Genomic DNA, 24,973 nt, shown 5'->3' with positions numbered 1-24,973 from the left:
TATCCCTGACGGGTTACATTGTATGAAAGAAACAAAAGAAATAGCCCGATCAACCAGAAGCCACAGAAAACTTCATCGTTTGTTCGGATCGGCATTGGTTGCATTTTTTTTCATTGTGGCAATAACCGGCTTAATGTTAGGTTGGAAGAAGCATTCAGGTGGTTTGATCCTGCCAAAAACAGAAAAGGGCACATCACCCGATTTAAAAACCTGGCTGAGTTATGATTCATTGCATACGTTGGCCCGAAAAGCGTTACTTGAAAACTTTAACGATGAACGGTCAGCCCGATTGGACAGGATTGATGCGCGCCCCGACAAGGGCATTGTAAAGTTTGTATTTAAAGATCACTTCACCGAAATACAACTTGATGGTGCAACCGGAAAAGTGCTGGCTGTAAACCAACGCACTTCTGATATTATTGAACAAATTCACGATGGTTCTATCCTGGACTTTCTCTTCGACACCTCCAACGGCCAGATCAAACTAATCTATACTACCCTATTGGGCAGTGGGTTGTTTTTGCTATCATTCACGGGCTTTTGGTTGTGGTATAACCCCAAAAGAATCAGGAAACAAAAAAATACCATTACCTGAAATTTGAGATAATCCGGCTAACGTTACTGCCAGATGGATTGTTTAAGGATTTCATCAATCGAGTGGGCATAGGCAAAATGTATTACCCGTATAAGATGATAGGTGCCTAACGCCAGGGCCAGGGTATAGGCAACTCGTTTACTGAATAAATACGATTGAAAAAATTCCCTTCCGGTAACAAGTTCGAGCGGCAATACAATTAACGCTCCGATACATGCTAAAAATGCGAAGGGGCCAAACAAATGGAATGAAAAACTTTTGAACAGATCACCCGAATATAAAAAGACAAATGATTTGGTAATGCCACACCCCGGGCATGGAAAGCCGGTTGCCATTTTAAAAGGACAAAATGACTGAGCTGCTTCAATTGATTCGTGACTGTGAAGCATAATGAAATAAGGAATAGCCAGTGTTGCAAGTGCACCGGCCATTCCATAAAGTTTGCGTCTTGTGCGCGAATTATTTGTAAAGCTTATTGATATCACCTTGTACAATCATAGCGGCCACCATCGGCACAAAAAATCCAAGCACCAGTAATAATGTTGACTGGTCTTTGTTTGTTTCACCTGTTTTTTCATAAACCTTAGGAAGCCCTTCCTTACCTGCCAGGTAATAGAAATATAAGTTTACGGGTAAGCAGCAACCGGCAAAGATGGCAATAGGCTGGGAGATAACTTCCTTCTCTGCTGCGGCATTCAGCACTTGTGCAGCCTTAATGTTCCAGTAAATCAGGTAAAGTCCGCAGGTAATAAAGCCCAGCAAGAGAACGATAATGGGATCGTTTTTAAAATTAGGTATGGGTTGTGCCATGAGCGTTGGGTTTGGTTATGGTTCGGGCAGGTAAATTAGTGGGAAGCACAAGAATATACAACCCTGCTAATGACTTTCTGTTGAAGAGCCATTGGACAAAATGATTATGCATTAACCATCTTCAAAATATCCTCCACATACTCGCGTGTGTTGGATAGCCTTGGCACTTTATTTTGCCCACCCAGTTTACCCCGGTTCTTCATCCAGTTGTAAAATGTTCCGGGTTTCACGCTATGGATTTTCGGGGCCACCAGGGCCAGGTCGTGCGAGCGTTTGGCATCATAGTCACTGTTCACTTGTCGAAGGGCTGAATCAAGAATGTGCGTAAACTCGGCCATATCGTTTGGTGTGGCCTTAAATTCAATAATCCATTCATGCCCACCCTTTTTATTTGCCTCCAGAAACACAGGGCCGGCTGTAAAATTTTCCATAATAGCGCCTGTTGCTTCACAGGCTTTCGTAATGGCTGCCTCTGCATTTTCAACAATTACCTCTTCGCCAAATGCATTAATATAATGCCTTGTTCGTCCTGAAATTTTTATCCGGTAGGGCAACAGGGATGTAAACTTAATGGTATCGCCAATGCTGTATCGCCATAAGCCCGCATTGGTGCTGATAACCATTGCATAATTTTTTCCTAGCTCAACTTCGCTGAGGCGCAATGCTTTTGGGTGTTCCTTATCCAATTCATCCATCGGGATAAACTCATAAAAAATCCCGTAGTCAAGCATGAGCAACATTTCTTCCGAATCGCGCGTATCCTGAATGCCAAAAAAACCTTCACTGGCATTGTAGATTTCCCAATAGATCATGGACGGATCGGGGATCAATTCACGAAACAAGGCACGGTATGGTTTAAACGAAACGGCACCGTGAAAAAATACTTCAAGGTTTGGCCATACTTCCTTGATGTTGGCTTTTGCGGTTAATTCTACAACCCGTTGAATGAGCAGGATTGTCCAGGTGGGCACACCGGCAATATTGGTTACATTTTGTTGTGCCGTTTCCCGGGCAAGCTTTTCAATTTTTTCTTCCCAGTTGCTCATCAGAGCTGTTTCTAGCCGGGGGGTGCGGATAAACTCAGCCCATACCGGCAGGTTTTGCATGATAACGGCTGATACATCGCCATAATACGAAGAGGCAGAAGGGTCGTGTTCGTTTACCTGGTGGCTTCCTCCCACGGCCAGCCCCTTGCCGTCAAAAATTTTAGTGTTGGGATAATTGTTTACAAAAATAGAGATCAGGTCTTTTCCGCCTTTAAAATGGCAGTCTTCCAGTGCTTCCTGTGATACTGGAATAAATTTACTTCGCGCGTTGGTGGTGCCCGATGATTTCGAAAACCATTTTATTTCCGATGGCCACAAAACATTCTGTTCGCCACGCATTTGCCGTTCGATGTAAGGAAACAGGTTTTCATAAGAGTGGATGGGAACTCGTTCGCGGAACATACCGTAAGTTCCAATCGAGCCAAAATCGTATTGTTTGCCAAATGTTGTTCCTTTTGCCGTTTGAATGAGCTTCCTGAAAAGTTCATCCTGCACTTCGTGCGGATATTTCATGAAAAGCTCAATCTGGTGAATGCGCTTTTTCATCACCCACGTCAATATCGAGTTCAGCAATCCCATAGGTATGTGGCAAACTCAAAAATAGACAGAATATCAGGAATAAAAAGTGGAGCTGATTTACCATCAACTGGCCTGAAGGGTTAAGCCCAATCAGGCTTCGTCTGTCCAGGTATCGGTGTTTTGCGTTACTACCTTGGCCCTGCGCAGTTCAAAATTCTGGCCTAGATATACCTTGCGCACCTGGGGGTCGCTGGCGAGTTCTTCCGCTGTTCCGGATTTGAAAAGTTTGCCATCAACCATCAGGTAGGCACGATCGGTAATGGAAAGTGTTTCGTCTACGTTGTGGTCGGTAATCAATATGCCGATGTTCTTGCGCTTCAATTTCGCAACAATGGATTGAATCTCTTCAACAGCAATAGGGTCAACCCCCGCAAAGGGCTCATCGAGCAATACAAAGTGGGGATCAACTGCGAGTGCACGGGCAATCTCGGTCCTTCTTCGTTCACCTCCCGATAAGGACATGCCCAGGTTTTTTCTAACCTTATGCAAACTAAACTCGTCAATGAGCTCGTCCACTTTTTGCATGCGTTGCTGTTTGGTGAATGGCCGCATCTCCAACACCGACATGATGTTTTCTTCAACGGTTAACTTTCTGAACACCGATGCCTCTTGCGCCAGGTAACCAATACCTTTGCGGGCGCGTTGGTACATGGGCAGTGCGGTAATGTCTTCCTGGTCTAAGAATATTTGTCCTTCGTTCGGCTTTATCAACCCAACAATCATATAAAACGATGTTGTTTTACCGGCACCGTTAGGCCCGAGCAAGCCTACAATTTCGCCTTGTCCAACCTGCACCGAAACGTGGTCAACCACCGTTCGGCTTTTATATTTTTTTACCAGGCTTTCCGCCCGAAGGATCATTTGCTTAGTCATCAAACTTTATGTCTTTTATCCGCAGTTGTGTGCTGGTATTTCCGTTAAATACATTTTCCTCTATGGTAAATGCTACCTTAAAAAGACTTCCATCAGCCAAACGTTCGTAGTATCCGGCAAGGTCGAAGCCTACAGCCTGAAATACATTTTCGTTTCCCTCCTGGCCTGCCAAAAACCTGATGTGCTTTTCCTTAAAAGTTGAGAGCGAGCTGACCACGTATACGTGGCTTGCTTCGAAAAGGGGCTTTTGGTTTTCAGGACCAAATGGAGCCATTTGTTTTAAGACGTTCAAAAACCTTGGGGTAATCTTATCAAACAAAACCGGCACGTCTATTTCAATAACCGGTGTAAGCATTTCTTCTGTAATTGATTGCGCCACCACCTCTTCAAATCGCTCCTGAAAAGCTTTGAGATTTTGGGCTTGCATGGTTAAACCTGCAGCATATTTATGGCCACCAAATTTCTCGAGTAAATCGCTGCAACTTTCCATGGCCTCGTACAAGTTAAAACCATTAACGCTGCGTGCCGAGCCGGTTATTTTGCTGTTTGATTCTGTTAAGATCACGGTGGGCCGGTAATACTTTTCAATGCAACGAGCAGCAACTATGCCAATTACACCTTTATGCCATGTGTTTTTAAACAACACCGTTGATTTTGCTTTCCGAAGATTCTCATCGGCCTCGATCATAGCAAACGCTTCTTCGGTTATGTTGCTGTCAAACTCCCTGCGCAGGTCGTTGTTCACGTTAATGGCTTTTGCCCGTTCCAAGGCCTCCTGCTCAGTACGTGCTGTTAACAAATCAACAGCAGCGCTGCCGTGGGCAACGCGCCCGGCAGCATTTATGCGTGGCCCAAGGGTAAACACCACGCCCGATACATCCAGGACGTTTCGTAGTTGCGTGGTTTCCTTAAGGGCTTTCAATCCTGGTATAGGATTATCGTTCAACTTCTTCAGCCCATAATAAGTAAGTATGCGGTTCTCTCCGGTTATCGGTACAATATCCGAGGCAATGCTTACTGCAACCAGGTCTAAAAATTCAAAAACTTCTTCCTCCCGCTTGTGCTTACGTGCAAATGCCTGAATCAACTTAAAGCCTAAACCACACCCGCTTAAGTCCGTGTAAGGATAATTGCAATCCTTTCGTTTCGGATCCAACACGGCTACAGCATTCGGGATTTTTTCATCGGGCAAGTGATGATCACAGATAATAAAATCAATGCCTTTGTGATTGGCCAACATCACCATCTCGGAAGCCTTAATGCCACAGTCGAGCGCGATAATAAGTGTATAATTATTTTCTTCAGCCCATTCAACACCGGCTTGCGAAATCCCATAACCTTCTTTGTTCCTGTCGGGAATGTATATTTCACACTCCTCATGAAACCTGTGCAGGTAGTTGTACACTAACGAAACAGCTGTGGTTCCATCGACATCATAGTCGCCATAAATAAGGATTTTCTCGTGCTGCACGATTGCACGGTGCAGGCGCTCAACAGCGCGATCCATGTCTTTCATCAAAAAAGGATCATGCAACTGATCAAGCGATGGCCGAAAGTATTTTTTTGCACTTTCAAGATCAGTGATGCCGCGCTGCAATAAAATAGTGGTTAGGTATGGGTTTAGATTAAGTGTTTTACCTAACGTTTCAATGTGCTCTTTTGGGGGAAGAGGTTTATGGGTCCACTTCTTCTCCATGCTTCATTGGTTCATTTCAAAAGTTAGTGCCCCATCTTTGCCGCGTGTGCCATTGACACCATACGCCCCGGGCGAGCCATCTTTTCCGTTTTTGCGTGATGGCCCTAAGCCAGCTGAGCCAGCATACCCGCCCCGGCCACCTTGCCCGGCTTTGCCGCTGTAATTCTTATAAATAATTTTTGAGCCAATCCACTCACGGATAACATCGGCATTCACACTGCTGATCACCAGGTTTCCGGCAGGGCCACCATCACCGCCCCGGCCACCATCGCCTCCGTTGGCACCATCGCCTCCGTTGCAATGTACTGTGCCGGGGCTTCCATCTCCACCTTTGCCCCCGGCACCACCATCGCCTCCGTTGCCCCCTGAAAGATCAAAGATGAGTTTACCCTTTATGTGCAACTCATTCACATAAAAAAACAAGTTGGATCCGGGGCCGCCTGAAAGGCCTGCTGTTCCATTTGTGCCCTCTGTACCATCGCGGCATGGGCCAACCGAAGAGTTTCCGTTACGCCCGGGTCGACCCGGCTGACCGTGAAGGCCTACGCCTGAAATCACACAGTGATTACCGATTATGGCAACTTTGGTACGGATGAAGTTTTCACGCTTCAGTTCATTTAGTATAATGCGTGACGAGTCCATCATAATTAATGTATCGGCCACGATAATGTCCGATTGATGGTCGAGTTCGAAGTGTTCCCCGGGTTTGATTACCAGTTTATCCACACGCACCTGTGCCCATGAAATGCAAACCATCCCTAAAAACACACCTAATAACCCCGATCGTTTCATCGCACAAACCTCTTCAAAGTTCATCAGATATAAAACAAAAAAGCAGCATCGGAAAAGATGCTGCTTTTCAAATATAAGGGATATATTATTCTTCTACTCTGTCTTTGGCTTTTCGGCCGTTACACCCTCCAAAACCTCTTTAATTTCTGTGCGCTGGCCATCGCGGTAGGGCACAATCCAGGCATCTTTCACGCCCATTTCACGCATATATTTCTTGAACTGGTCAGCCTCCCAATAGTCGCGGAAAATACCAATGGTAATACGCTGAGGTTCGCTATCCTTAGCCTCGCCACCAAAGTTTGGATTGTTATCGAAGTATTTCTGAAGATCCTTATTTTTGAACGCACCCACCTGCACTCGAAACACAACACCTCTTGAAAAATCCATCGGGTTGATTTTCGGATTTTCTTTAAGCTGGGCAATTTCTGCTCGTGCTGCAGATAGTTGGCCACGCATTTGCGAAAGTTGATCTTCCAGTTCAGCAATGCGCGCATCTTTGTCGCTCATGCTTTTTTGCAAATCGGTTACGCGCCTGTTAAGTGTGGCAACCTGGTTGTCAGCACTTTGTTTATCCTCCGTAAACTGTTTAAGGTTAGCGGGGCTTTTGGCGTATTCCTTGGCTTTTTTCTTCCACTCCTTTTTTTCCTGCTTGGAGAGCTGGGCGAAAGTTTGCGTGCCCGCAAAAAGTAAAGCCATACAGAAGAGTAGTGTAATCTTTTTCATGGGTATCGTTTAAAAAGTTTAATAAAGGTATGAAATATTTTGAAAATCCTAATTTTCAGAGGGTTCCGACCATTTTACCAGGCTGTACCCACGCATCAAACTGCTCGGATGTGAGCAGGCCCAATTCGATAGCTGCCTCGCGCAAGGTCTTGTTTTCCTTATGGGCTTTCTTGGCAATCTTAGCTGAATTTTCATAGCCGATATGCGTGTTCAATGCTGTTACCAGCATCAGTGAATTTTCAAGGTGCTGTTTGATTACGGGGTTGTTGGGCTCAATACCTTCTGCACATTTGTCATTAAACGATACACATGCATCGCCCAGCAACCGTGCCGATTGAAGTACATTGGCAGCGATAACCGGCTTGAAAACATTCAGTTCAAAATGGCCTGTAGCGCCTCCGATGGAAACGGCCACATCGTTACCCATTACCTGTGCACACACCATGGTTAATGCCTCGGGCTGTGTAGGGTTTACCTTGCCCGGCATAATGGATGAACCCGGTTCGTTATCGGGTATAATTATTTCGCCAATGCCGCAACGGGGGCCTGAACTGAGCATGCGAATGTCATTGGCAACTTTCATCAACGCTACCGATGCACGCTTTAAGGCTCCGGAAAGTTCAACCATAGCATCGTGCGCGGCCAGTGCTTCAAATTTGTTTGGAGCGGTTATAAAAGGATATCCCGTTAACTCAGCAATCATTTTTGCTACCAAAACATCGTAATCTTTTGGTGCATTCAATCCAGTACCTACTGCCGTTCCACCAAGCGCCAGTTCACGTACCATTTCCAACGCATTGTTAATGGCCCTTATGCTGTTGTCGAGTTGTTGTACGTAACCCGAAAATTCCTGGCCCAGGGTAAGCGGGGTAGCGTCCATGAAATGAGTGCGCCCGGTTTTTACAATGTCTTTATATGCGGCAGATTTTTTGGCCAGTGTATCCCTTAGTTTTTTCATGCCCGGCAACGTAACTTCCACCACCAGCTTGTAGGCAGCAATGTGCATGGCGGTAGGGAAGGTATCATTTGATGATTGCGATTTGTTCACATCATCATTCGGGTGCAGAACTTTTTTCTCGTCCGCTAGTTTGCCTCCGCTGATAACGTGCGCACGGTAAGCGATCACCTCATTTACATTCATGTTGCTTTGTGTTCCCGAACCGGTTTGCCAGATGACTAGTGGAAACTCTCCGTCCAGTTTACCGGCAAGAATTTCATCGCAAGCCTTGCCGATGAGATCTTTTTTTTCAGCTGATAAAACCCCGAGTTCATGATTCGCCATAGCTGCTGCCTTTTTTAAATAGGCAAAAGCATAGATAATTTCTTTGGGCATGCTGGCCTCAGGACCGATTTTAAAGTTGTTGCGCGAGCGTTCGGTTTGGGCTCCCCAGTATTTATCGGACGGTACTTTTACTTCGCCCATGGTGTCATGTTCAATGCGGTAACTCATATAAATAATGTTTAATAAAATCCTGATTTCAAAGGTAGAAAAGATAAGATACAAAAAGCCGGTTGTTGATCCCGGCTTTTTGCTGATTACACCCGCTAATTATTTCGCTTCAACTCTGTGCCCTTCTTGAAATACTTGTCTTCGTCAAACTCGTCATCGCTGAGGGGTTTGGGCATTACACCTACTTCGAGAATTTTAAATTCTGTTCTCCGGTTTCGCGCGCGGCCTTCCGGGTTATCGGTACCATCGGGGTTGGTGTTGCGTGCAATCGGCACTTCTTCACCATAGCCTTTTGCCACCAAACGGTCGGGGGCAATGCCTTTTGAAATAAGGTATTTCACAGTAGACTCTGCGCGGTTCTTAGAAAGCTCGTAGTTGTAAACCAGTGAACCTATACTGTCGGTGTGCGAACCCATTTCAATTTTTATCTCGGGGTTATCAATCAAAAGCTGAACAAGTTTATCAAGTTCTTTTGCGGCATCCGCACGAATGTCATACTTGTCAAAATCGAAATAAATATTTTCCAGCCTGAATATTTTGTTGATCTCGATTTTATCGAGGATCATCAAGGTATCCAGCGTAATGTTGGTAACTAAGTCTTTTAGTGTTGCCGGATCAACCGATTTGCCTTTGGTTGTATAAAGCTGGCGCTTTACCAGGTAGCCGTCCGTTTCACCAATCAAATTATAATCTTCGTTTTCATACACACGAAATAAAAACTTACCATCGTTGCCGGTAACATAATCCTGCATAACATCACCTTGCATGTCGACAAGCGAAACCCTGACATTTGGTAAAATCTGTAAGGTGCTGTCGGTAATCGGGGTATAGGTAACACCCGCCAGGAAGTAGTTCACTACCTTCAGGTTGGGGTCTTCGTTTACAAAAGTATAGATATCGTCATCTCCTTTTCCACCCTCACGGTTGGAGGTAAAGAAGCCACGATCAGGACGGAATAAAAATATTCCAAAATCATCGGCCGGTGAGTTCATCGGTTCACCTAAGTTTTCGATTGTTGTTTTGCCGCTGGCGCGTTTCACTACAAACAAATCGAGCCCGCCAAAACCCGGGTGCCCATCGGATGCAAAATAAAGTTTACCGTCTTCCGACACATAAGGGAACAATTCATTGCCTGCTGTGTTAATTTCAGGGCCAAGATTCCTTACGCGTGAAAACCTGCCGCGCGAATCCATTTGTGCGGAATATAAATCGATGCCGCCATATCCGCCCGGCCGATTAGAGGCAAAGTAAAGTGTGCGGCCATCGGGCGCAAAAGCCGGTGAGGAATCCCAGCTGTTGTGGCGTGCCACCGCATCGTACTCGTCTTTAAATTGGGTATTGATGTTTAAGCGTTGAGGTTCTCCCCATACGCCATTTCTGAAACGTGACAAGTAAAGGTCTACATCTGCTCCGCCCTTTTTCTTACGGGTGTTGCCCATGGCAAATACCATGGTACGGCCATCGGGCGTAAAGGTAGCGCAGCCCACATTTCGTAAATCATCGTTAATACCTTGCGGCAAAGGCTGGATGGTTGTTACGTCAACATTGGCACCGCGTGTGGCTACCTTAAAGAGCGCGGTGAACGGCTTGCCTTCGGCTTCGTAGATTTTACCGTTGCCACGGGATGATGTAAAATACAATTCGTTGTTTAAGTAAGCAGGCGCATATTCGCTTGCAGGCGTATTTAACAGTTCCAGGTTCCTGACTTTATAATAACTTCCCCTTTCGCGTAATTTTTCAAGCGAGGCTAAACCATTGAGTTCAACTTGTGCCCGATCCTTAAGTTTTTCGTTTGAAGTGCGCTTGATCAGTTCTTCCAACTGCTTGCGTGAGTCGTTGTATTTTGTGTTGGCCTTGAGCGATTGGGCGTAGTAAAATTGAACAGAATCTTTATCAACACCGGCACCACCGGCTTTGGCATAATAGGTTTCAGCTTCTTTTATGCGGTTAGAAAGCCGGTAGGATTCACCAACGAAATAATTGGCCTTGGCTGGTTCTTTCGGCTTGCTTTTGTTGAAAAGGTTGATGGCGTTTTGGTACTCACCTCGCATAAAGGCCTTGGTGGCCTTTTTCTCCACGCTACAGCCGATTACGAGCATCCCTAACCCAACAAATAACAGTAACCTCATATATGAACGACTAAGCGTTAAAACTACAAAAAAAACAATATTCAGCGTTCTATATCACGGCAGCGGGCAGGTAGCGTTTTAACCAAGTTTCATTTGCTTTGCGCATCCAGTCCGAAAGAAGCCTACCTTTGGTAGGCACCGTATTGTCCATTACAATCGTTTCACTGTTCCATAATCCTTCCTCATGCGTTTTTTTTAAATCGGCCATGGCGACCGGCATTACTTGATGATTAACTAAAAACATTACGGTTGTCCTGTTAAGCAAATCGACCTGAAGTTGGTTGCACAACTGTCGTACAACGGCTACCGAACTATCAATTGAACACCCGCTTGCACCAGTGTTGGATTCATCAACCGCCAACACAATAAAATGATCGTGCAAAACGGCAAACGATGATTTTAGGGGTTGGTTATGCGCACTCCATTGGCTTGTAAACGCGTGGAGTGTAGTTGAAATTGTGTTTTGTTCCTGCGCAGTAAACTTACGTGTGGATTGATAGATCCAAACACGGGCTGAATCTGGCAGGGTATTGAAGGGTACGAACATCTCTTTCTTATCTTAATTTTCTATGATAATAATCCTCGAACATGCTCCAGGGCCGCGTGGCCCCGTGTACTCATCCATCGCTACGCCCAATCCGCACTTCCCTCTCCAGGCCAAAGATTGGCCGAGGCGCTGTTTGAGTACACTGAAATTAAATTTCTCCAACAATCTATAAACCTTTCGCCTCCGCGATAAGTTCGGCCAGATCTTTTACTTTAACATCGGCTTCCCGCTCCTTCGTCTTAACACCATCTGTCATCATAGTCAGGCAGAAAGGACAGGCAACAGCGATGGTGGTAGCACCTGTTGCGAGGGCTTCTTCGGTGCGCTCAGTGTTAATTTCTTTCTTTCCGCTTTCTGCATCCTTAAACATCTGCGCTCCTCCTGCTCCACAACACAGTCCGGTTGTGCGACAGCGTTTCATTTCCACCAGGTCAGCATCCAGTGCCTCCAGCACTTCACGCGGGGCCTCATAAATATTATTGGCGCGCCCCAAATAGCAGGAATCATGATAGGTGATTTTCTTTCCTTTGAAGGATTGTCCTTCCGCCATTTTTATTTTTCCAGATGCAATTAATTCCTGAAGAAATGTGGCGTGATGAATCACTTCATAGTTGCCACCAAGTTCGGGGTATTCATTTTTTATTGTATTGAAGCAATGGGGGCAGGCTGTTACGATTTTCTTTACTCCGTATCCATTTAACACCTGAATATTATTCATGGCCTGCATCTGAAAAAGAAATTCATTGCCGGCACGCCTGGCCGGATCTCCCGTGCATGTTTCTTCTGTACCCAGTACAGCAAACTTTACGTCTACGGCATTTAATATTTTCACAAAGGCTTTGGTAACGCGTTTGTACCGATCGTCAAACGATCCGGCACATCCAACCCAAAAAAGTATTTCAGGTGTTTCTCCTTTCGCGGTAAGCTCAGCAAGTGTAGGTACGTTCATTCCGTTATAATTTATACTCCGAATTGTTGAAGATGGTGATCAAGGTGTTTGTACTGTCCCCGTGCCCATTCTTCAGGTGCTAATTTTCCGAAAAATGGATTGGGGTGTGTGGTGCACTTTTGCGGACCACCTTCTGAAAATGCCTTGATGTGTTCAATCAGTGTTTTTTTTTCTTCTTCAAATATTTTTTGATCAGCCACGATCAATGTTTTATCCGTGGGGCTGTTTTTAGGATGGGGCTTGGCTCCGAAAAAAGTTTCCTTCACCATCCAGCCCAGCAGAATACCGAGTACACTTCGCTTAGGTTTTTCCAGTCCGCGCGCAATACGAAGCAATTTGGAACAGTGTGCAAGCATTTGCGCTACATCCATCTTACCCCATAACCGTTGCGTTTCAGGCGTTAGCTTTTCAATCCGGTTAAGGATTTCCTGTGAATCGTTCCGATCAAAAAGATTTTTCATGATTAATCTTTAGCCCAGTTAAACCTGTCGCTGGGTGAAAATTTCCATGGAGCAAAATTCGTTTCAATGTTTTGAAACATAGAATTCCATGAAGCGGGCGAGCCGGATTCTTCCATAGCCACATATCTTCTCATCTCCAGAATAATTTCGAGTGGATTAATCATTACCGGACAAGCCTCCACACAAGCATTGCAACTTGTGCAGGCATTAATTTCTTCTTTGGTGATGTAATCACCCAACAGCGATTTACCATCGTTTAATCCCGCTCCGCCCGATGCCATGCTTTTTGAAACTTCTTCTACACGATCGCGCGTGTCCATCATAATTTTTCGTGGTGATAGTTTTTTACCGGTAAGGTTAGCCGGGCACTCGGATGTACATCGTCCACACTCCGTACACGCAAACGCAGCCATAAGATTTATCCGTGAAAGGTCATTAACATCTTTTGCTCCAAATCTTCCGGGTTCTGCAGGTGGTGTTGCCGCAACCTCAGCAAGGCCGAGCATAGACTTTACTTCATTTGTTACTACCGGCATATTATTGGCATGGCCCTTCGGTTCAAGCTTAGCAAAATAGGTGTTGGGAAAAGCCATGAAGATATGCAGGTGCTTGGAGTAGGTTACATACACCGCAAACCCCAGAATACCGACAATATGAAACCACCATGCTGCTCGTTCAACAATTATAAGCGTTGAGGTATTGAGGTTTTGAAGGATGGGGGCCAACTGGCTGCTAAAGAAGAGGGTGCCAGTCGAAGTGTAGTGCGCATCTCTGGCTTGAAGGATTTGATCGGCAGCATTCATAAAGAGAATGGCGAACATCAAAATAATTTCTACTACCAGAATCAGGTTGGCATCGAGGCGGGGCCAACGCGTCATTTCAGCCGACCAGAACCTGGGTACCTTAAGAATATTTCTTCTGATAAGGAAAAACACACACGACAAGAGAACGGCAATAGCAAGAAATTCAAAGACGTTCATCAGCACCGGGTAGACTGAACCAAGGTAAGGCGCAAACACCCGATGTGTTCCGGCTACCCCATCAATGACAAACTCGAGCACTTCCAGGTTTATAACCAGAAATCCGACATATATGAACAGGTGAAGAATGGCTGGCACTAAACGCTTGAACATTTTTTTCTGTCCGAAGGCCACCAAAATCATGTTCTTCCATCGCAATGAAGTATCGCCTGTTGTCGGGATTACTTTTCCCAGTTGAATACCTGAACGAATCAAGAGTATGCGTTTGCGGATAAAGTATGCAAACACCAGAAAGGCCAGAATAAATACAACCTGTTGAATCATGCGTGATAGTTAATTCCCAAAATCCTGAAATCCAAAAATACAGCCCGGTTTTGCACCGAATCTAAAAATACATACTTTTGTGCCCCCTGAATAATGCTCAGGGCAGATTTATCCCGGTGACGTAGCTCAGTTGGTAGAGCAAAGGACTGAAAATCCTTGTGTCGGGGGTTCAATTCCCTCCGTCACCACAAACCTCAGTAACTTACTGGGGTTTTTTTATGCCTTATTTTGTATACATCCTGCAAAGCCAAATCAACCAATCCTTTTATAAAGGACATACTGATGACCTCATACGAAGGCTGACTGAACACAACTCCGGAAAGGTTACATATTCGAAAAAATTCAAACCCTGGAACCTTGTGTGGTGTACAACAAAACCCACTAAAAAAGAGGCCTACGGACTGGAGCTAAAACTCAAAAACCTCTCGAATGAAAGGTTAATCGAATTCATGATAAAATACCCATCCCATCACCACGCCTTGCTCGTTTCGGTTCAACCCTGACGTGGCTACCGCCAGTCAGGGTGCTGACCGAAGCGTCAGCATTCCCTCCGTCACCACAAACCTCAGTAACTTACTGGGGTTTTTTTATGCCTTATTTTGTATACATCCTGCAAAGCCAATCCATTAATCACCCGTAGCCTAAGGGACGCACCCATCTGTTGTTGGTTTGCCGTTTTTTGTGGCTAATTTTCCAAACTGATGCCCCTATAATGTTTGAAGGTTTGTCGAATGAAATAATAGCGCGCACTGCGGCCACTTACCTGGCGGAAACCATAATTGCCCTGGTGGTCGCCATTGCTTTTGTGTATTTCAGTTACGTTTACAGAAGGCGTTTTATGAAAACCTGGGCGTGGAGCTTTGGTTTTTTTTCCCTGGCCGCATTTTCGCTGGGGTTTAGTACGCTATACGGCTACAATAAGAATGACGGTATCCGACTGGTGGCTTCATTCTTGTCGCAATGTGGAATATTCCTACATGCATTCTTCCTGATTATCGGGCTTCAGGAAATCATCCGAAAAAAATCTTTTAAGCGATCCTTTATTATTGGTTCGGCAGCCCTTATAGCGGGTATTAGCTTTGTAACGATTTGGGCATATTATGATACCCCGGGTACAGAAGGATCACTTAACCGCTACTTGTTGCGGGTTGGCCTGAGGTACCTTGTTATAGCGGCAAGTTTTCTTGCGGCCGGTATTATAGCCATGCAAAGCCCTGTTTTTACGCGTGGCATTGGCCAGCGTATACTGGTTATTTCCTTTTTCTTATACGGCCTAACCTATAGCTACTACTTTTCGGTGGCTGTCTTTAATTACCTGGGTCATGCGTTCCGTTTCCCATTCTTCTTTGGCATGGTTGAACTGGTATTGATTACCCTGGCCGGCCTGGGCATGGTGGTTTGGTTGTTAGAAGATGAGCGTGAACGTTTAAATAAATTAAACAAAGAACTGGACAGCTTTATGTACAGCACATCGCACGACCTGCGCTCGCCCATTGCATCCATTTTAGGAATAACCAATGTTGCCCGGCTTGAACTTACTGATGAAACTACGTTGCGCTACATGGGCATGATTGAAGAGCGTATAAAACGACTTGATTCGGTAATTACCGACATCCTCAAGTTATCGCGGAGCAAGAAGCTTGATCTGAAAATCGAAACCATTGATTTCAATAACCTCCTTAAAGATACCATTGCCGATGTAAAGTTTAATCAAAATGCACCTTCTATTGAACTTGACTATGCGGCCGATCCGGAAAATATATTTAGTTCCGACTATGCCCAAATGAAAATTATCCTGGGCAACCTGATCTCAAACGCAGTTAAATACCACAATATCCATCAGCCCAAACCAATTATCCGCGTTGCTTTTAAACGCACCGGGCGCAATGTGGAAATAATTGTTGAAGACAATGGCCGGGGAATACAAAAGGAGGCTTTACCTCGGATTTTCGAAATGTTTTACCGGGCAGAAACCAAAGTTGAAGGCACCGGACTTGGTTTGTACATTGTAAAAGAAGCGTTGTTAAAAATTAATGGAAGTATTTCGGTTAACTCAGAGTATGGGCAGGGCACCACGTTTACTATAACCTTGAGCAACGCCTGATTATTTAAAATGCTTGAGGCGGATGATTTCTTCCTGTGTTAAAAATCGCCAGTGGCCACGGGGCAAATCCTTTTTATCTAATCCTGCATAAACCGAGCGGTCAAGGCGAACAACAACATATTCGAGTTTCTCAAAAATCCTGCGCACCACCCTGTTCCAACCAATGTGCAACTCAATACCCACGGTTTTACCATCGTCAGACACAATGGCCAGGTCATCAACCACCGCACGGCCTTCTTCCAATTGAACACCATCCATTATTTTCTGAAAATCATTTTTCGTGAGCGGGCGATCCAACTCAACCTTGTAGATTTTTTTTACATTGTAGGAAGGGTGCGAAAGCTTATCGGCCAGGTCGCCATCGTTGGTAAACAACAACAAACCTGTTGTATTTCTGTCGAGGCGGCCAACGGGGTAAACACGTTCTTTTACGGCATTGCCAATAATGTGCATCACGGTGTTCCGCTCCTGCGGATCCTTGGTTGTGGTGAGGTAACCCTTTGGCTTGTTCATTAAAATGTACACGGGTTTTTCTGCGCGCAACACGCGGCCCTCATAACGCACTTCATCGCGGGCACCTACCTGAAAACCCATTTCCGTAATTACTTTTCCATTCACAGAAACCAAACCCATCTTAATCAACTCATCTGCTTCACGCCTGGAGCAAACACCACTGTTGGCGATGTAACGGTTAAGTCTGTACTTGCCAGTCTGGCTGTTAATGGTTGGTGTCTCTTGCTTCTTTGTCGAATGCTTTCCCGGTCCTAACCTTCCGGATGATTGCTTGTTAAAAAACCCGCGTGGCTTTGTTTCTCGCCTTTCATTGGGCTTTTCTGTGTTTGTTGAAAAGCCCGGCCCTGTTTTCGTAAACTTCTTGCCGCGACCCGTTTTATCAGGTTTTCGATAAGAGGATTTAGTGCCCTCGCTGTCGAATCGCTTTTTTTCCTCAAACGATTCCCCTTCTGATTTTCGAAAAGATGATCGCTTATCAAACTTTGGTTTTCCCGCAAACGGCTTTTCTCCCGATCGTGTTGATGGGCCCTTGTCAAATTTCTTGAACGGTTTTTTTGGTTCGTCTTTATCGAACCTTCGCTTACCTTCCTCTTTGCTTGATTTCCGAAACGATGGTTTACCAGAAGATGTTGATCTTCCTGGGGGGCGCTCCTGACGGGAGGCTCCGCGCTTGCCCCGGGAGGGGCCGGAAGAATCACGCTTGCGCATCGGTATCTTTTAGGTCGGTGCTTTCCCCAATGATATTAATTTCGGTTGTAAAATCTTTGGGCACCGGAAGGTCAGCCAGTTCATTGATGCCAAAGTACTCCATAAATTTTGCAGAGGTGCCGTACAGCATAGGGCGCCCAATAGTTTCGCCTTTACCTTTAATCTCTACTAATCCTTTGTCCAATAATTTCTGAACGGCATAGTCGCAATTCACACCACGAATATTTTCCACTTCTGTTTTCGATATGGGCTGCTTGTAGGCAATAATGGCCAATGTTTCCATGGCCGATGTAGACAGTCGCTTTTTCGATTGTTGCTTAAGCAAAATGCCGATACTTGACTGGTACGCAGGCTTGGTTAAAAACTGGTACCCGCCATTGGCTTTGTTTAGTTGGAAAGCAAATTCATCAGAGGCAAATTTTTCTTCCAGGCGAACAATGGCGTTGGCAATATCCTCTTCGGGCACATCTGCATTAAACATTTCCGACAGGCAGGCTTTTATATCGGCAACTTTTACCGGGGCTGGTGAGCAGAAGATCAGGGCCTCAATATGGTTTTGAAGAAAATCCATGTTAGTCTTTCTTCATCATTTTAGCTTCAATGGATTGCGTGGTATGGGGCACTGCAATCAATCTTTCTTTTGGAATTAATTTTCCGGTAACGGAGCATATGCCATACGTGCCGTTCTTAATGCGAACAAGGGCATTCTCCAGGTTGGTAATATACTTCTGTTGACGAGCCGCAAGCTGGCTTAAGTTTTCCTTCTCGGCTGTTTCTGCACCGTCCTCTAAAACCTTAGTGTTTCCTCCCGAGGTAGCATCGGTACCTTCATCGTTGTTACGGTTAAGTGTTTCCTTCAGGATTTTGTATTCACCACGGGCCTTTTCCAGCTTTTCGTTGATAAGACTTTCAAACTCCTTTAGCTCTTCTTCAGAATAACGGGTTTTGTCTTCCGAAACAGAAATTTTGTTGGCCGGCTTGTGGGCAATAGGCCGCTGTGTGAGGGGTGGGAAAAAAGTTGGGTTTAGCAACGATGGCCTATCGGCAGGTTTAGCGGCAGGTTTCTTGGCCACAACCTTCTTTTCAACAGGTTTGGCTACCACCTTTTTAGCCGCCTTAACGGGCTTCTTAGCTACAGGCTTAGCTGCTTTTTTGGGCGCAGGCTTTTTGGCTGCTTTTTTAGCTTTTGCGGGGGTCGCTTTCTTAGCCTTAGCTTTTGCCTTAACAGTTGATTTCTTTGCTGCTTTGGCTGTTTTCTTTGCTTTTGCCATAAATTTTTCCTGTTTAAAAAGTTGCGTCCGCCCGGTTGAATCCGGTCGGTCGGTGCCATTTTTTGGACGGGCAAAAATACAGGGTGGGGGGTAAAACAAAAAATAAAGGGGGGTTTATTACCACGTTTGAAATCCCAACCTCTTCTATCGGGCAGCAATCACAACACGCTTTCGATATGTTTCCACCAAGCCTGTATTGTCAAACAACTCAAACCACACTACGTAATAACCTGGCCGAGCCTTGGTACCATCATCACGATCACCATCCCAACGAAAAAAACCTTTTGTTGCTAGGGTTTGATTGTTCGCCAGTTGCTTGATTTCACGACCTTGCTGATCAAGAATTTTTATGTTGGCCACACGCCCACCGCGATCAAAGTCATACCGTATCTCGGTGAAATCCGGCTGACCGTATAACGGAACAAAAATTTCGGGTTCAATTTTTACTTCGCCCGTTACAGGTTGAGTATTGCCTGCATTTGAATTGGCATAGCCCGGTGTGGCAAAATTTTCTGTTGAGGCTGCTGACTTCCAATTGTTGGGATCGTTGCTGTTGCCCTCCGCATAAATCCGTTCCAACGAAACGCCTTCTTTGTCGCGCAGAAAAACAGAATGAAAGTTCTGTTCATAACGCATGTTGTCAATGGTTACGCCTGATGGATTTACCAGGCTTGCAGACCCTTCCCTGTCGGGGAAAGAAGGCAGCGAAGAAACACGAAATAAATTGCCTTGCGAAGATTTTGGATAATGCGCCCGAATGGTAGCGGGATCAGTTGTAAATGCGAGTTTGTATGACGGGGGCAACAACAAATCATCCGTTGTAACAACTTTCAAATTGGTGGGTAGTCCGTTCTCAACATTTCCAATCTGCCAGTTCTTCAGGTTAATAAACTTGTTCGATCGGTTAAGGATTTCAATAAAGTCAACACCAAATGGCCGTGGGTTAAAAAGCAGTTCATTAATAACAACATCACCTTGTTGTGCATCTTCAGGAAAGCCAAAGCTCACTGAACGAAAGTTTTCCTGGAGGAGATTGCCACTGCAATCGCGGATGTTCGCAACAGTTATGGTATAGGTTTGCTGTGGAGAAATAGGGGCGCCCAGTTCGAGGAGAAGTTCGCGTAAACGGGTTGAAGAAAATGAGACTGACATTACCTCAAGAGTCGGAGAGATAATAAAGTCGGTGACTAATGGGAGATCAGCTTCTAGTTTTTCGTCAAACCCGATTTTAATTTGTGTGGGTGAGGTGGGAATGGCATATACCAATTTCGGTCCCGTGAGGTCGGGCTTTGATGCTTTAACAGAATTTTCTTTACCGGGCGTTCCGCCTGAAGGATGTTCCGAGGCGACCCAATTCTCTTCTTCGGCACATGTATTTTCTGTATCAATTAACTCCAGCGTCCATCCGCCTTGCCGCTTGTCATCGTCCTTATACCAGGCATCTGTGTAATCAGCATAGTCAATCACCGCGTTACCGGGATCGCGCAATAACAGATTATCCCCACTGTTATTCAGTGTGGGAAAATTGGAAACACCTATCACCGATCCGAAAGTCGAAAACAAAGAGGCTGAAGTATTTGGTGTAATAATTACAAAGGCGCCCGGTTGCAAAATGAAATTTGGAAGCGTTGCAGTTGATGATGGATCGGAAAATTTCCAGCCCACCAGGTTAACCGGGTTGCCGCTGCGGTTATACAACTCAACAAATTCTGCTTCGGGCAAACCGATAACCGGATTTGGGTCTGGAAAGAGTTCGGTAAAAATTACATCCTTGTGCTGCACAGGTAAGGATTGAAAAAAGAAAAAATCAGCATTTGCAGATGTAATGGCATTGGCTGAAATGTCCTTCACGTTACTCACCGTTAACTGACAGGTAATGCCGTTGGGAAAAGAATTGGAAAAGGTTAACCGAACGGTTCGTTCATTGGGTTGCAAAAGAGCAGTTTGAGGCTGACCCACATTATTGTTAACTGAATAGTTAGCTGGTGTTTGTGCAGTGAAAGGATCAACCCTTTCATTAAAAAATACGTCCAGTACATTAGCGGTTAATGCATTTACCGAAAGAATTAAAGGAGGTTCGGTATCCTGTACAATATCGCCAACATAAAAGTTATCGAAGAAGTGGCGGTTGAAAAACGATGATGTTGATTGGACAATACGAATACCAAAATAGTTTCCAACGGTAAAGGTATTATCAGTCACAGGCGGCTCGTCAAAGTAATTATTGCCTGTTCCGGTGTTATCGTACGAAAGCGTCCAAAGGTGGGCTGCATTGCGCACCACTTTTACACGCAACACATTGTTTGAAAAATTGGTTACGCCATCCGTCCCGTTAATGATAACGGAGGCCGTACCTCCAACTATTTTATATAGACTAACTTCATCGGGTGTTCCACCAATACGCACAAAGTAGCCGTTGTTGCCCGCAGCGCCCAAGTTTTGGTTTGCCGAAACCAGGTAAACATCAACATAGTTAGCGCTTGAGGTGTTAAACTGTAGGTTGACAAAAAACTCCCACTGGGCTTCGGTTACTTTAGCGGATGGGGTTGATATCCAAAACGAGGAACTTGCCACAGAGGAGTTTGAACGCAGTTGGCCGTTAGCAACCAACCAGTTGTTGGGGTCATCGGGCGTCCAGGTTGGGTTTTGGGTGTAGTCGCCATCGGAAAAGGTATCGGAAAACTGCGCCAAACATACCTGGCTCAAGAGCATAAGAAAGCAAATGACACTGATATTTATCATGAGCAATCGTGTGCAGTGAACTAAAGGAATTTTATTCGTTACATCCATTGTTATGCCTGTAACCAAAAATACTATTTTTGCGCGTCCGTTCCGGAACAGGGACGAAGCTTGGTTTTAAACAATTAAATACGATAATGAAGTTAGCCGTTGTGGGGGCCACCGGGTTGGTTGGCCAGGAAATCCTGAAAGTAGTTGAAGAAAGAAACTTTCCGTTTGACGAATTGTACTTAGTGGCCTCCGCCAAGTCGGTTGGCCAAACCTTGACCTTTAAGGGCAAGGAATACACCATTAAAAGCATTGAAGAGGCTTGTAAGCTGGCCCCTGACATGGCTATTTTCTCGGCCGGAGGTAATACCTCGTTGGAGTGGGCTCCCCGCTTTGCCGAAATGGGCAGCATCGTAATCGATAATTCGTCTGCCTGGAGAATGGATCCTACCAAGAAGTTAATTGTACCGGAAATTAACGGGCAAGAGCTAACCACTGACGACCGTATCATCGCTAATCCCAATTGTTCTACCATTCAAATGGTAATGGCGCTGGCCCCGCTTCACGCGAAGTACAAACTGAAACGAATTGTTGTTTCCACCTATCAATCTGTAACCGGAACCGGCAAGGATGCGGTACAGCAACTACAGGATGAGCGGGCCGGTATCAAGGGCAATAAGGTTTATCCGCATAACATTGATATGAATACCTTACCGCACATCGATGTGTTTTTGGATAACGGCTATACCAAGGAAGAGATGAAGATGGTGAATGAAACACGTAAAATCCTTGGCGACCAAACCCTTGGTATTACCTCTACCACGGTGCGTGTGCCTACTATCGGTGGCCATGCAGAGGCGGTGAATGCTGAGTTCTATCACGACTTCACCTGCAGCGAAGCGCGATCAATACTGGCGAATACACCCGGTATTATTGTTCAAGACGACCCGAAGAATAATGTTTACCCGATGCCAATAAATTCCCAGGGACGCGATGAGGTTTTTGTGGGGAGGATTAGAAGGGACGAATCACAACCCAATACATTTAACTTCTGGATTGTGGCCGACAACTTGCGCAAGGGCGCAGCTACCAATGCTGTGCAAATTGCCGAGTTTATGTTGGAGAAGAGCTTGGTTTACTAAAATATCCAACATTAACTATTCAAAGGCCGGATTAACCTCCGGCCTTTTCTTTTTGTGCTATATGTCGCGCAGCAACCCATGCAGTAGTCCATGCCGATTGAAAATTAAACCCACCCGTTTCGCCATCAATGTTCAGCACCTCCCCTGCAAAATAGATACCCGGAACAAGTCTGCTCTCCATCGTCTCCTGGTTAATCTCATTCAAGTCAACCCCACCACAGGTAACAAACTCATCCTTAAAGGTAGTTTTACCTTTTATATGAAATTGGCACCTGAGTAATTGCTCAATTAATTTATTGAGGTTACGGTTGCTGAGCTCCCCCCATATTTTGCCCGGCTCAATTTCTGCCTCTTCACAAAGCTTAGTCCACAATCGTTGTGATAATTGAAACAGTGGGTTTGTTACTACATGAAGTTTCGGTCTTGATGTTCGTAATGCGGTTAATTCGTCTCTAAGCCCTTCCTCCTTTCTATCCCCTACCCAACTCATCAGTACTGTAAATTCATAATTTACCTGATGAAGCCATTCTGCAGCCCAGGCAGAAAGCTTAATTACTGCAGGGCCACTTAGCCCCCAATGGGTAATAAGCACGGGGCCCTGCTGCATAAACTTTGTGCCGGCAATTCTTACCAAACCGTTCTCAACGGCTATTCCCATCAATGAACTAAATCGTTTTGAAGGATCATTGAATGTAAATAATGAAGGAACAAGTGGTGTTATGGAGTGCCCCAATTTTTCAATCCATTCATAACTGCTGTGCTGAGGATGGCCACCAATGGCTACCAATACATTTTTGGCATCAATGGTTTTGCCGGTAGCTGTTGCGATACATAAAGTATCCTGCAGTCTTTGGATATCTGTTACGGCTTCATTTAGTCTGATTTCTATATTTCTTTTTTTCGCCTCACTCAAAAAACAATCGATAATGGTTTGGGAAGAATTGGTTGTTGGGAACATCCGGCCATCGGCTTCTGTCTTAAGTGCTATGCCCTTTTGCTCAAACCAGGCAACAACATCTTTCGCCTGAAATTTTTGAAAAAGGTTTCGCAAGGTCTTCTCCCCGCGTGGGTAGTGATGCGCCAATGCCTTTACATTAAACTCGTAATGGGTAACGTTGCATCTGCCTCCACCCGAAATCTTAACTTTCGATAAAAGCTTTCCTGATTTTTCAAGAATAACAATCTTTAAATGTGGATTTAGCTCAGCGGCCTGAATAGCCCCAAAAAATCCGGCCGCACCGCCACCAATTACTATAAGATCGTACATGGATGGCAAATTACAAATTGACCATCAGTTGATGGAAAATTTCGGTTACTTTGATTCCGTATATGTCTGAATCCAATTCTGCCTCACAATTACATTCACTGGCTGCGCCTGAAGTGCAGCAGTATTTGCAAGAGCACGAGCATGACGATGAAAGGAAACTTGTTTTAAAACACAAATCGCTCTTTGGTATTCCGACAGCCGCTTTGGCTGAGCAATTACGGGGAAGAAGAAAAGCTAAAGATAAACTTCCATCCTACTACGCCACAACCGGAATGGTTTATCCACCTTCAGTCAATCTTGAGCAAAGTTCATCCGAGGTATCTGCAAATTTCAAAGCAGAAGTGATTCACCTTTTTTTGCCGGAATGTAAAAGCTGTGCAGACCTTACTGGCGGTTTTGGTGTAGACAGTTATTTTTTCAGTAAGGTATTTGACCATGTTGATTACGTGGAGCCGAATCAAACGCTGCTTGAAATAACCCGGCATAATCATGAAAAGCTGGGGGCTAAAAATATTTCATATCAGGCAATTACAGCCGAGGGATTTCTTCAGCAAACGGACAAACGATTTGATCTCCTTTACCTTGATCCATCGCGAAGGGATAAAGCAAACAAAAAAGTATTCAGGTTTTCTTCCTGCGAACCAGATGTAACCGCATTAACTTCTGCCTTATTCGCCAAGTCAGATTTTCTTTTAATAAAGGCTTCCCCGCTTATTGATCTCCAACAAGGATTACAAGAACTTCAGAACGTTAGGGCTATTTTTATTTTGTCAATAAAAAATGAATGTAAGGAGGTTCTTTTTTTATGCCATTCATCCTGGTTGGGTGAGCCCACAATTCATGCGGTCAATTTACAGGATAACGATAAAGAAGAATTCTCCTTTACACAAACTGAAGAAAGGGCTGCGGTTGCAGAATTCTCGGAACCCCTGGCCTATCTATACGAACCCAACGCTTCTATTCTTAAAGCGGGTGCCTTCAAGCTGGTGTCAGCAAAATTCAGATTGAATAAATTACATGCAAACACACACCTATACACCAGTAATGAATTTGTGAAGGATTTTCCGGGCCGTGTTTATAAAGTTAATGCCGTTGTAAAGCCTGAGCCTGCTGCAATCAGGGCATTTTTTATAACCGGCAAGGCCAACGTTGTTACCCGAAATTATCCACTCACCGCTGAGGCGCTGAAGAAAAAATTAAAGCTAAACGATGGGGGCGATCACTACCTGATTGGGTTTACAGCATTGGAAAAGAAATACACGGTTGTGGCTGATCGGCTGAAATAGA

At 45.0% G+C, this 24,973-nt stretch carries 23 protein-coding genes and 1 tRNA gene; 6 read left to right on the top strand and 18 right to left on the bottom strand.

What is annotated here, in order from left to right; all coding sequences use genetic code 11:
- Positions 1-22 precede the first annotated feature (22 nt).
- Positions 23-595, top strand: coding sequence for a PepSY domain-containing protein (locus KIT51_01070; protein UYN86903.1), 573 nt, complete (start codon positions 23-25; stop codon positions 593-595).
- A 23-nt stretch (positions 596-618) separates the two neighbouring features.
- Here KIT51_01070 and KIT51_01065 read toward each other — a convergent pair whose 3' ends face one another.
- The 13 genes from KIT51_01065 to KIT51_01005 form a co-directional block, all read right to left on the bottom strand.
- Complete coding sequence (locus tag KIT51_01065) at positions 619-1,026, bottom strand: DUF2752 domain-containing protein (GenBank protein UYN86902.1); 408 nt, start codon at positions 1,024-1,026, stop codon at positions 619-621.
- A gap of 28 nt (positions 1,027-1,054) precedes the next feature.
- Positions 1,055-1,405 (bottom strand): DUF4234 domain-containing protein, encoded by a 351-nt coding sequence (locus tag KIT51_01060; protein UYN86901.1) that lies wholly within the window; start codon positions 1,403-1,405, stop codon positions 1,055-1,057.
- A gap of 104 nt (positions 1,406-1,509) precedes the next feature.
- A complete protein-coding gene (locus tag KIT51_01055; protein ID UYN86900.1) occupies positions 1,510-3,030 on the bottom strand; it encodes a GH3 auxin-responsive promoter family protein in 1,521 nt (506 codons plus the stop codon).
- Positions 3,031-3,120: 90 nt separating this feature from the next.
- On the bottom strand, positions 3,121-3,891 hold the full coding sequence (gene lptB / locus KIT51_01050) for an LPS export ABC transporter ATP-binding protein (protein ID UYN88457.1): 771 nt from the start codon (positions 3,889-3,891) through the stop codon (positions 3,121-3,123).
- Between the two features lie 4 nt (positions 3,892-3,895).
- Positions 3,896-5,599 carry a single-stranded-DNA-specific exonuclease RecJ gene (gene recJ, locus KIT51_01045; protein UYN86899.1) on the bottom strand — a complete coding sequence of 568 codons (1,704 nt, stop codon included), beginning with the start codon at positions 5,597-5,599 and terminating at the stop codon, positions 3,896-3,898.
- 3 nt (positions 5,600-5,602) lie between these two features.
- On the bottom strand, positions 5,603-6,415 hold the full coding sequence (locus KIT51_01040) for a hypothetical protein (GenBank protein ID UYN86898.1): 813 nt from the start codon (positions 6,413-6,415) through the stop codon (positions 5,603-5,605).
- A 69-nt stretch (positions 6,416-6,484) separates the two neighbouring features.
- Positions 6,485-7,087, bottom strand: a complete 603-nt coding sequence (locus tag KIT51_01035) for an Ezrin/radixin/moesin family protein (GenBank protein ID UYN88456.1) — start codon at positions 7,085-7,087, stop codon at positions 6,485-6,487.
- Positions 7,088-7,169: 82 nt separating this feature from the next.
- Positions 7,170-8,564: a class II fumarate hydratase gene (gene fumC, locus KIT51_01030; protein UYN86897.1), complete on the bottom strand. Its 1,395-nt coding sequence runs from the start codon at positions 8,562-8,564 to the stop codon at positions 7,170-7,172.
- Positions 8,565-8,659: 95 nt separating this feature from the next.
- Positions 8,660-10,663 (bottom strand): PD40 domain-containing protein, encoded by a 2,004-nt coding sequence (locus KIT51_01025; protein UYN88455.1) that lies wholly within the window; start codon positions 10,661-10,663, stop codon positions 8,660-8,662.
- Between the two features lie 79 nt (positions 10,664-10,742).
- Positions 10,743-11,240 (bottom strand): hypothetical protein, encoded by a 498-nt coding sequence (locus KIT51_01020; GenBank protein UYN86896.1) that lies wholly within the window; start codon positions 11,238-11,240, stop codon positions 10,743-10,745.
- A 166-nt stretch (positions 11,241-11,406) separates the two neighbouring features.
- A complete protein-coding gene (locus tag KIT51_01015; protein ID UYN86895.1) occupies positions 11,407-12,189 on the bottom strand; it encodes a (Fe-S)-binding protein in 783 nt (260 codons plus the stop codon).
- Between the two features lie 11 nt (positions 12,190-12,200).
- Entirely contained in the window at positions 12,201-12,650 is a 450-nt protein-coding gene (locus KIT51_01010) for a DUF1569 domain-containing protein (GenBank protein ID UYN86894.1), read from the bottom strand.
- A gap of 2 nt (positions 12,651-12,652) precedes the next feature.
- Positions 12,653-13,954, bottom strand: a complete 1,302-nt coding sequence (locus KIT51_01005; GenBank protein UYN86893.1) for a 4Fe-4S dicluster domain-containing protein — start codon at positions 13,952-13,954, stop codon at positions 12,653-12,655.
- A gap of 115 nt (positions 13,955-14,069) precedes the next feature.
- Here KIT51_01005 and KIT51_01000 point away from each other — a divergent pair.
- The 3 genes from KIT51_01000 to KIT51_00990 all read left to right on the top strand — a co-directional run bounded on the left by KIT51_01000 (position 14,070) and on the right by KIT51_00990 (position 16,058).
- Positions 14,070-14,142, top strand: a tRNA-Phe gene (locus tag KIT51_01000).
- A 30-nt stretch (positions 14,143-14,172) separates the two neighbouring features.
- Positions 14,173-14,457 (top strand): GIY-YIG nuclease family protein, encoded by a 285-nt coding sequence (locus tag KIT51_00995; GenBank protein ID UYN86892.1) that lies wholly within the window; start codon positions 14,173-14,175, stop codon positions 14,455-14,457.
- 209 nt (positions 14,458-14,666) lie between these two features.
- A complete protein-coding gene (locus tag KIT51_00990; GenBank protein ID UYN86891.1) occupies positions 14,667-16,058 on the top strand; it encodes an ATP-binding protein in 1,392 nt (463 codons plus the stop codon).
- Here the strand turns inward: KIT51_00990 and KIT51_00985 are convergent, their stop codons facing one another.
- From KIT51_00985 to KIT51_00970, 4 genes are all read right to left on the bottom strand, one after another.
- Positions 16,059-17,279 (bottom strand): rRNA pseudouridine synthase, encoded by a 1,221-nt coding sequence (locus KIT51_00985; protein ID UYN86890.1) that lies wholly within the window; start codon positions 17,277-17,279, stop codon positions 16,059-16,061.
- Complete coding sequence (gene scpB, locus KIT51_00980) at positions 17,266-17,850, bottom strand: SMC-Scp complex subunit ScpB (protein UYN86889.1); 585 nt, start codon at positions 17,848-17,850, stop codon at positions 17,266-17,268. The genes KIT51_00985 and scpB overlap by 14 nt, the downstream gene beginning before the upstream one ends.
- A 1-nt stretch (position 17,851) precedes the next feature.
- Positions 17,852-18,244, bottom strand: a complete 393-nt coding sequence (locus KIT51_00975) for a TraR/DksA C4-type zinc finger protein (GenBank protein UYN88454.1) — start codon at positions 18,242-18,244, stop codon at positions 17,852-17,854.
- Positions 18,245-18,694: 450 nt separating this feature from the next.
- Entirely contained in the window at positions 18,695-21,292 is a 2,598-nt protein-coding gene (locus KIT51_00970) for a lamin tail domain-containing protein (GenBank protein ID UYN86888.1), read from the bottom strand.
- A gap of 134 nt (positions 21,293-21,426) precedes the next feature.
- Here KIT51_00970 and KIT51_00965 point away from each other — a divergent pair, with 134 nt between their 5' ends.
- Positions 21,427-22,419 (top strand): aspartate-semialdehyde dehydrogenase, encoded by a 993-nt coding sequence (locus KIT51_00965; GenBank protein UYN86887.1) that lies wholly within the window; start codon positions 21,427-21,429, stop codon positions 22,417-22,419.
- A 31-nt stretch (positions 22,420-22,450) separates the two neighbouring features.
- Here the strand turns inward: KIT51_00965 and KIT51_00960 are convergent, their stop codons facing one another.
- Positions 22,451-23,686: an NAD(P)/FAD-dependent oxidoreductase gene (locus KIT51_00960; protein UYN86886.1), complete on the bottom strand. Its 1,236-nt coding sequence runs from the start codon at positions 23,684-23,686 to the stop codon at positions 22,451-22,453.
- A gap of 62 nt (positions 23,687-23,748) precedes the next feature.
- On the opposite strand from KIT51_00960, the gene KIT51_00955 reads away from it, so the two are divergent.
- On the top strand, positions 23,749-24,972 hold the full coding sequence (locus tag KIT51_00955; protein ID UYN86885.1) for a hypothetical protein: 1,224 nt from the start codon (positions 23,749-23,751) through the stop codon (positions 24,970-24,972).
- Position 24,973: the final 1 nt, after the last annotated feature.

It is taken from the genome of Cyclobacteriaceae bacterium, from assembly GCA_025808415.1.
GTDB lineage: Bacteria > Bacteroidota > Bacteroidia > Cytophagales > Cyclobacteriaceae > UBA2336.
This window is presented reverse-complemented; position numbering and strand designations above follow the sequence as displayed.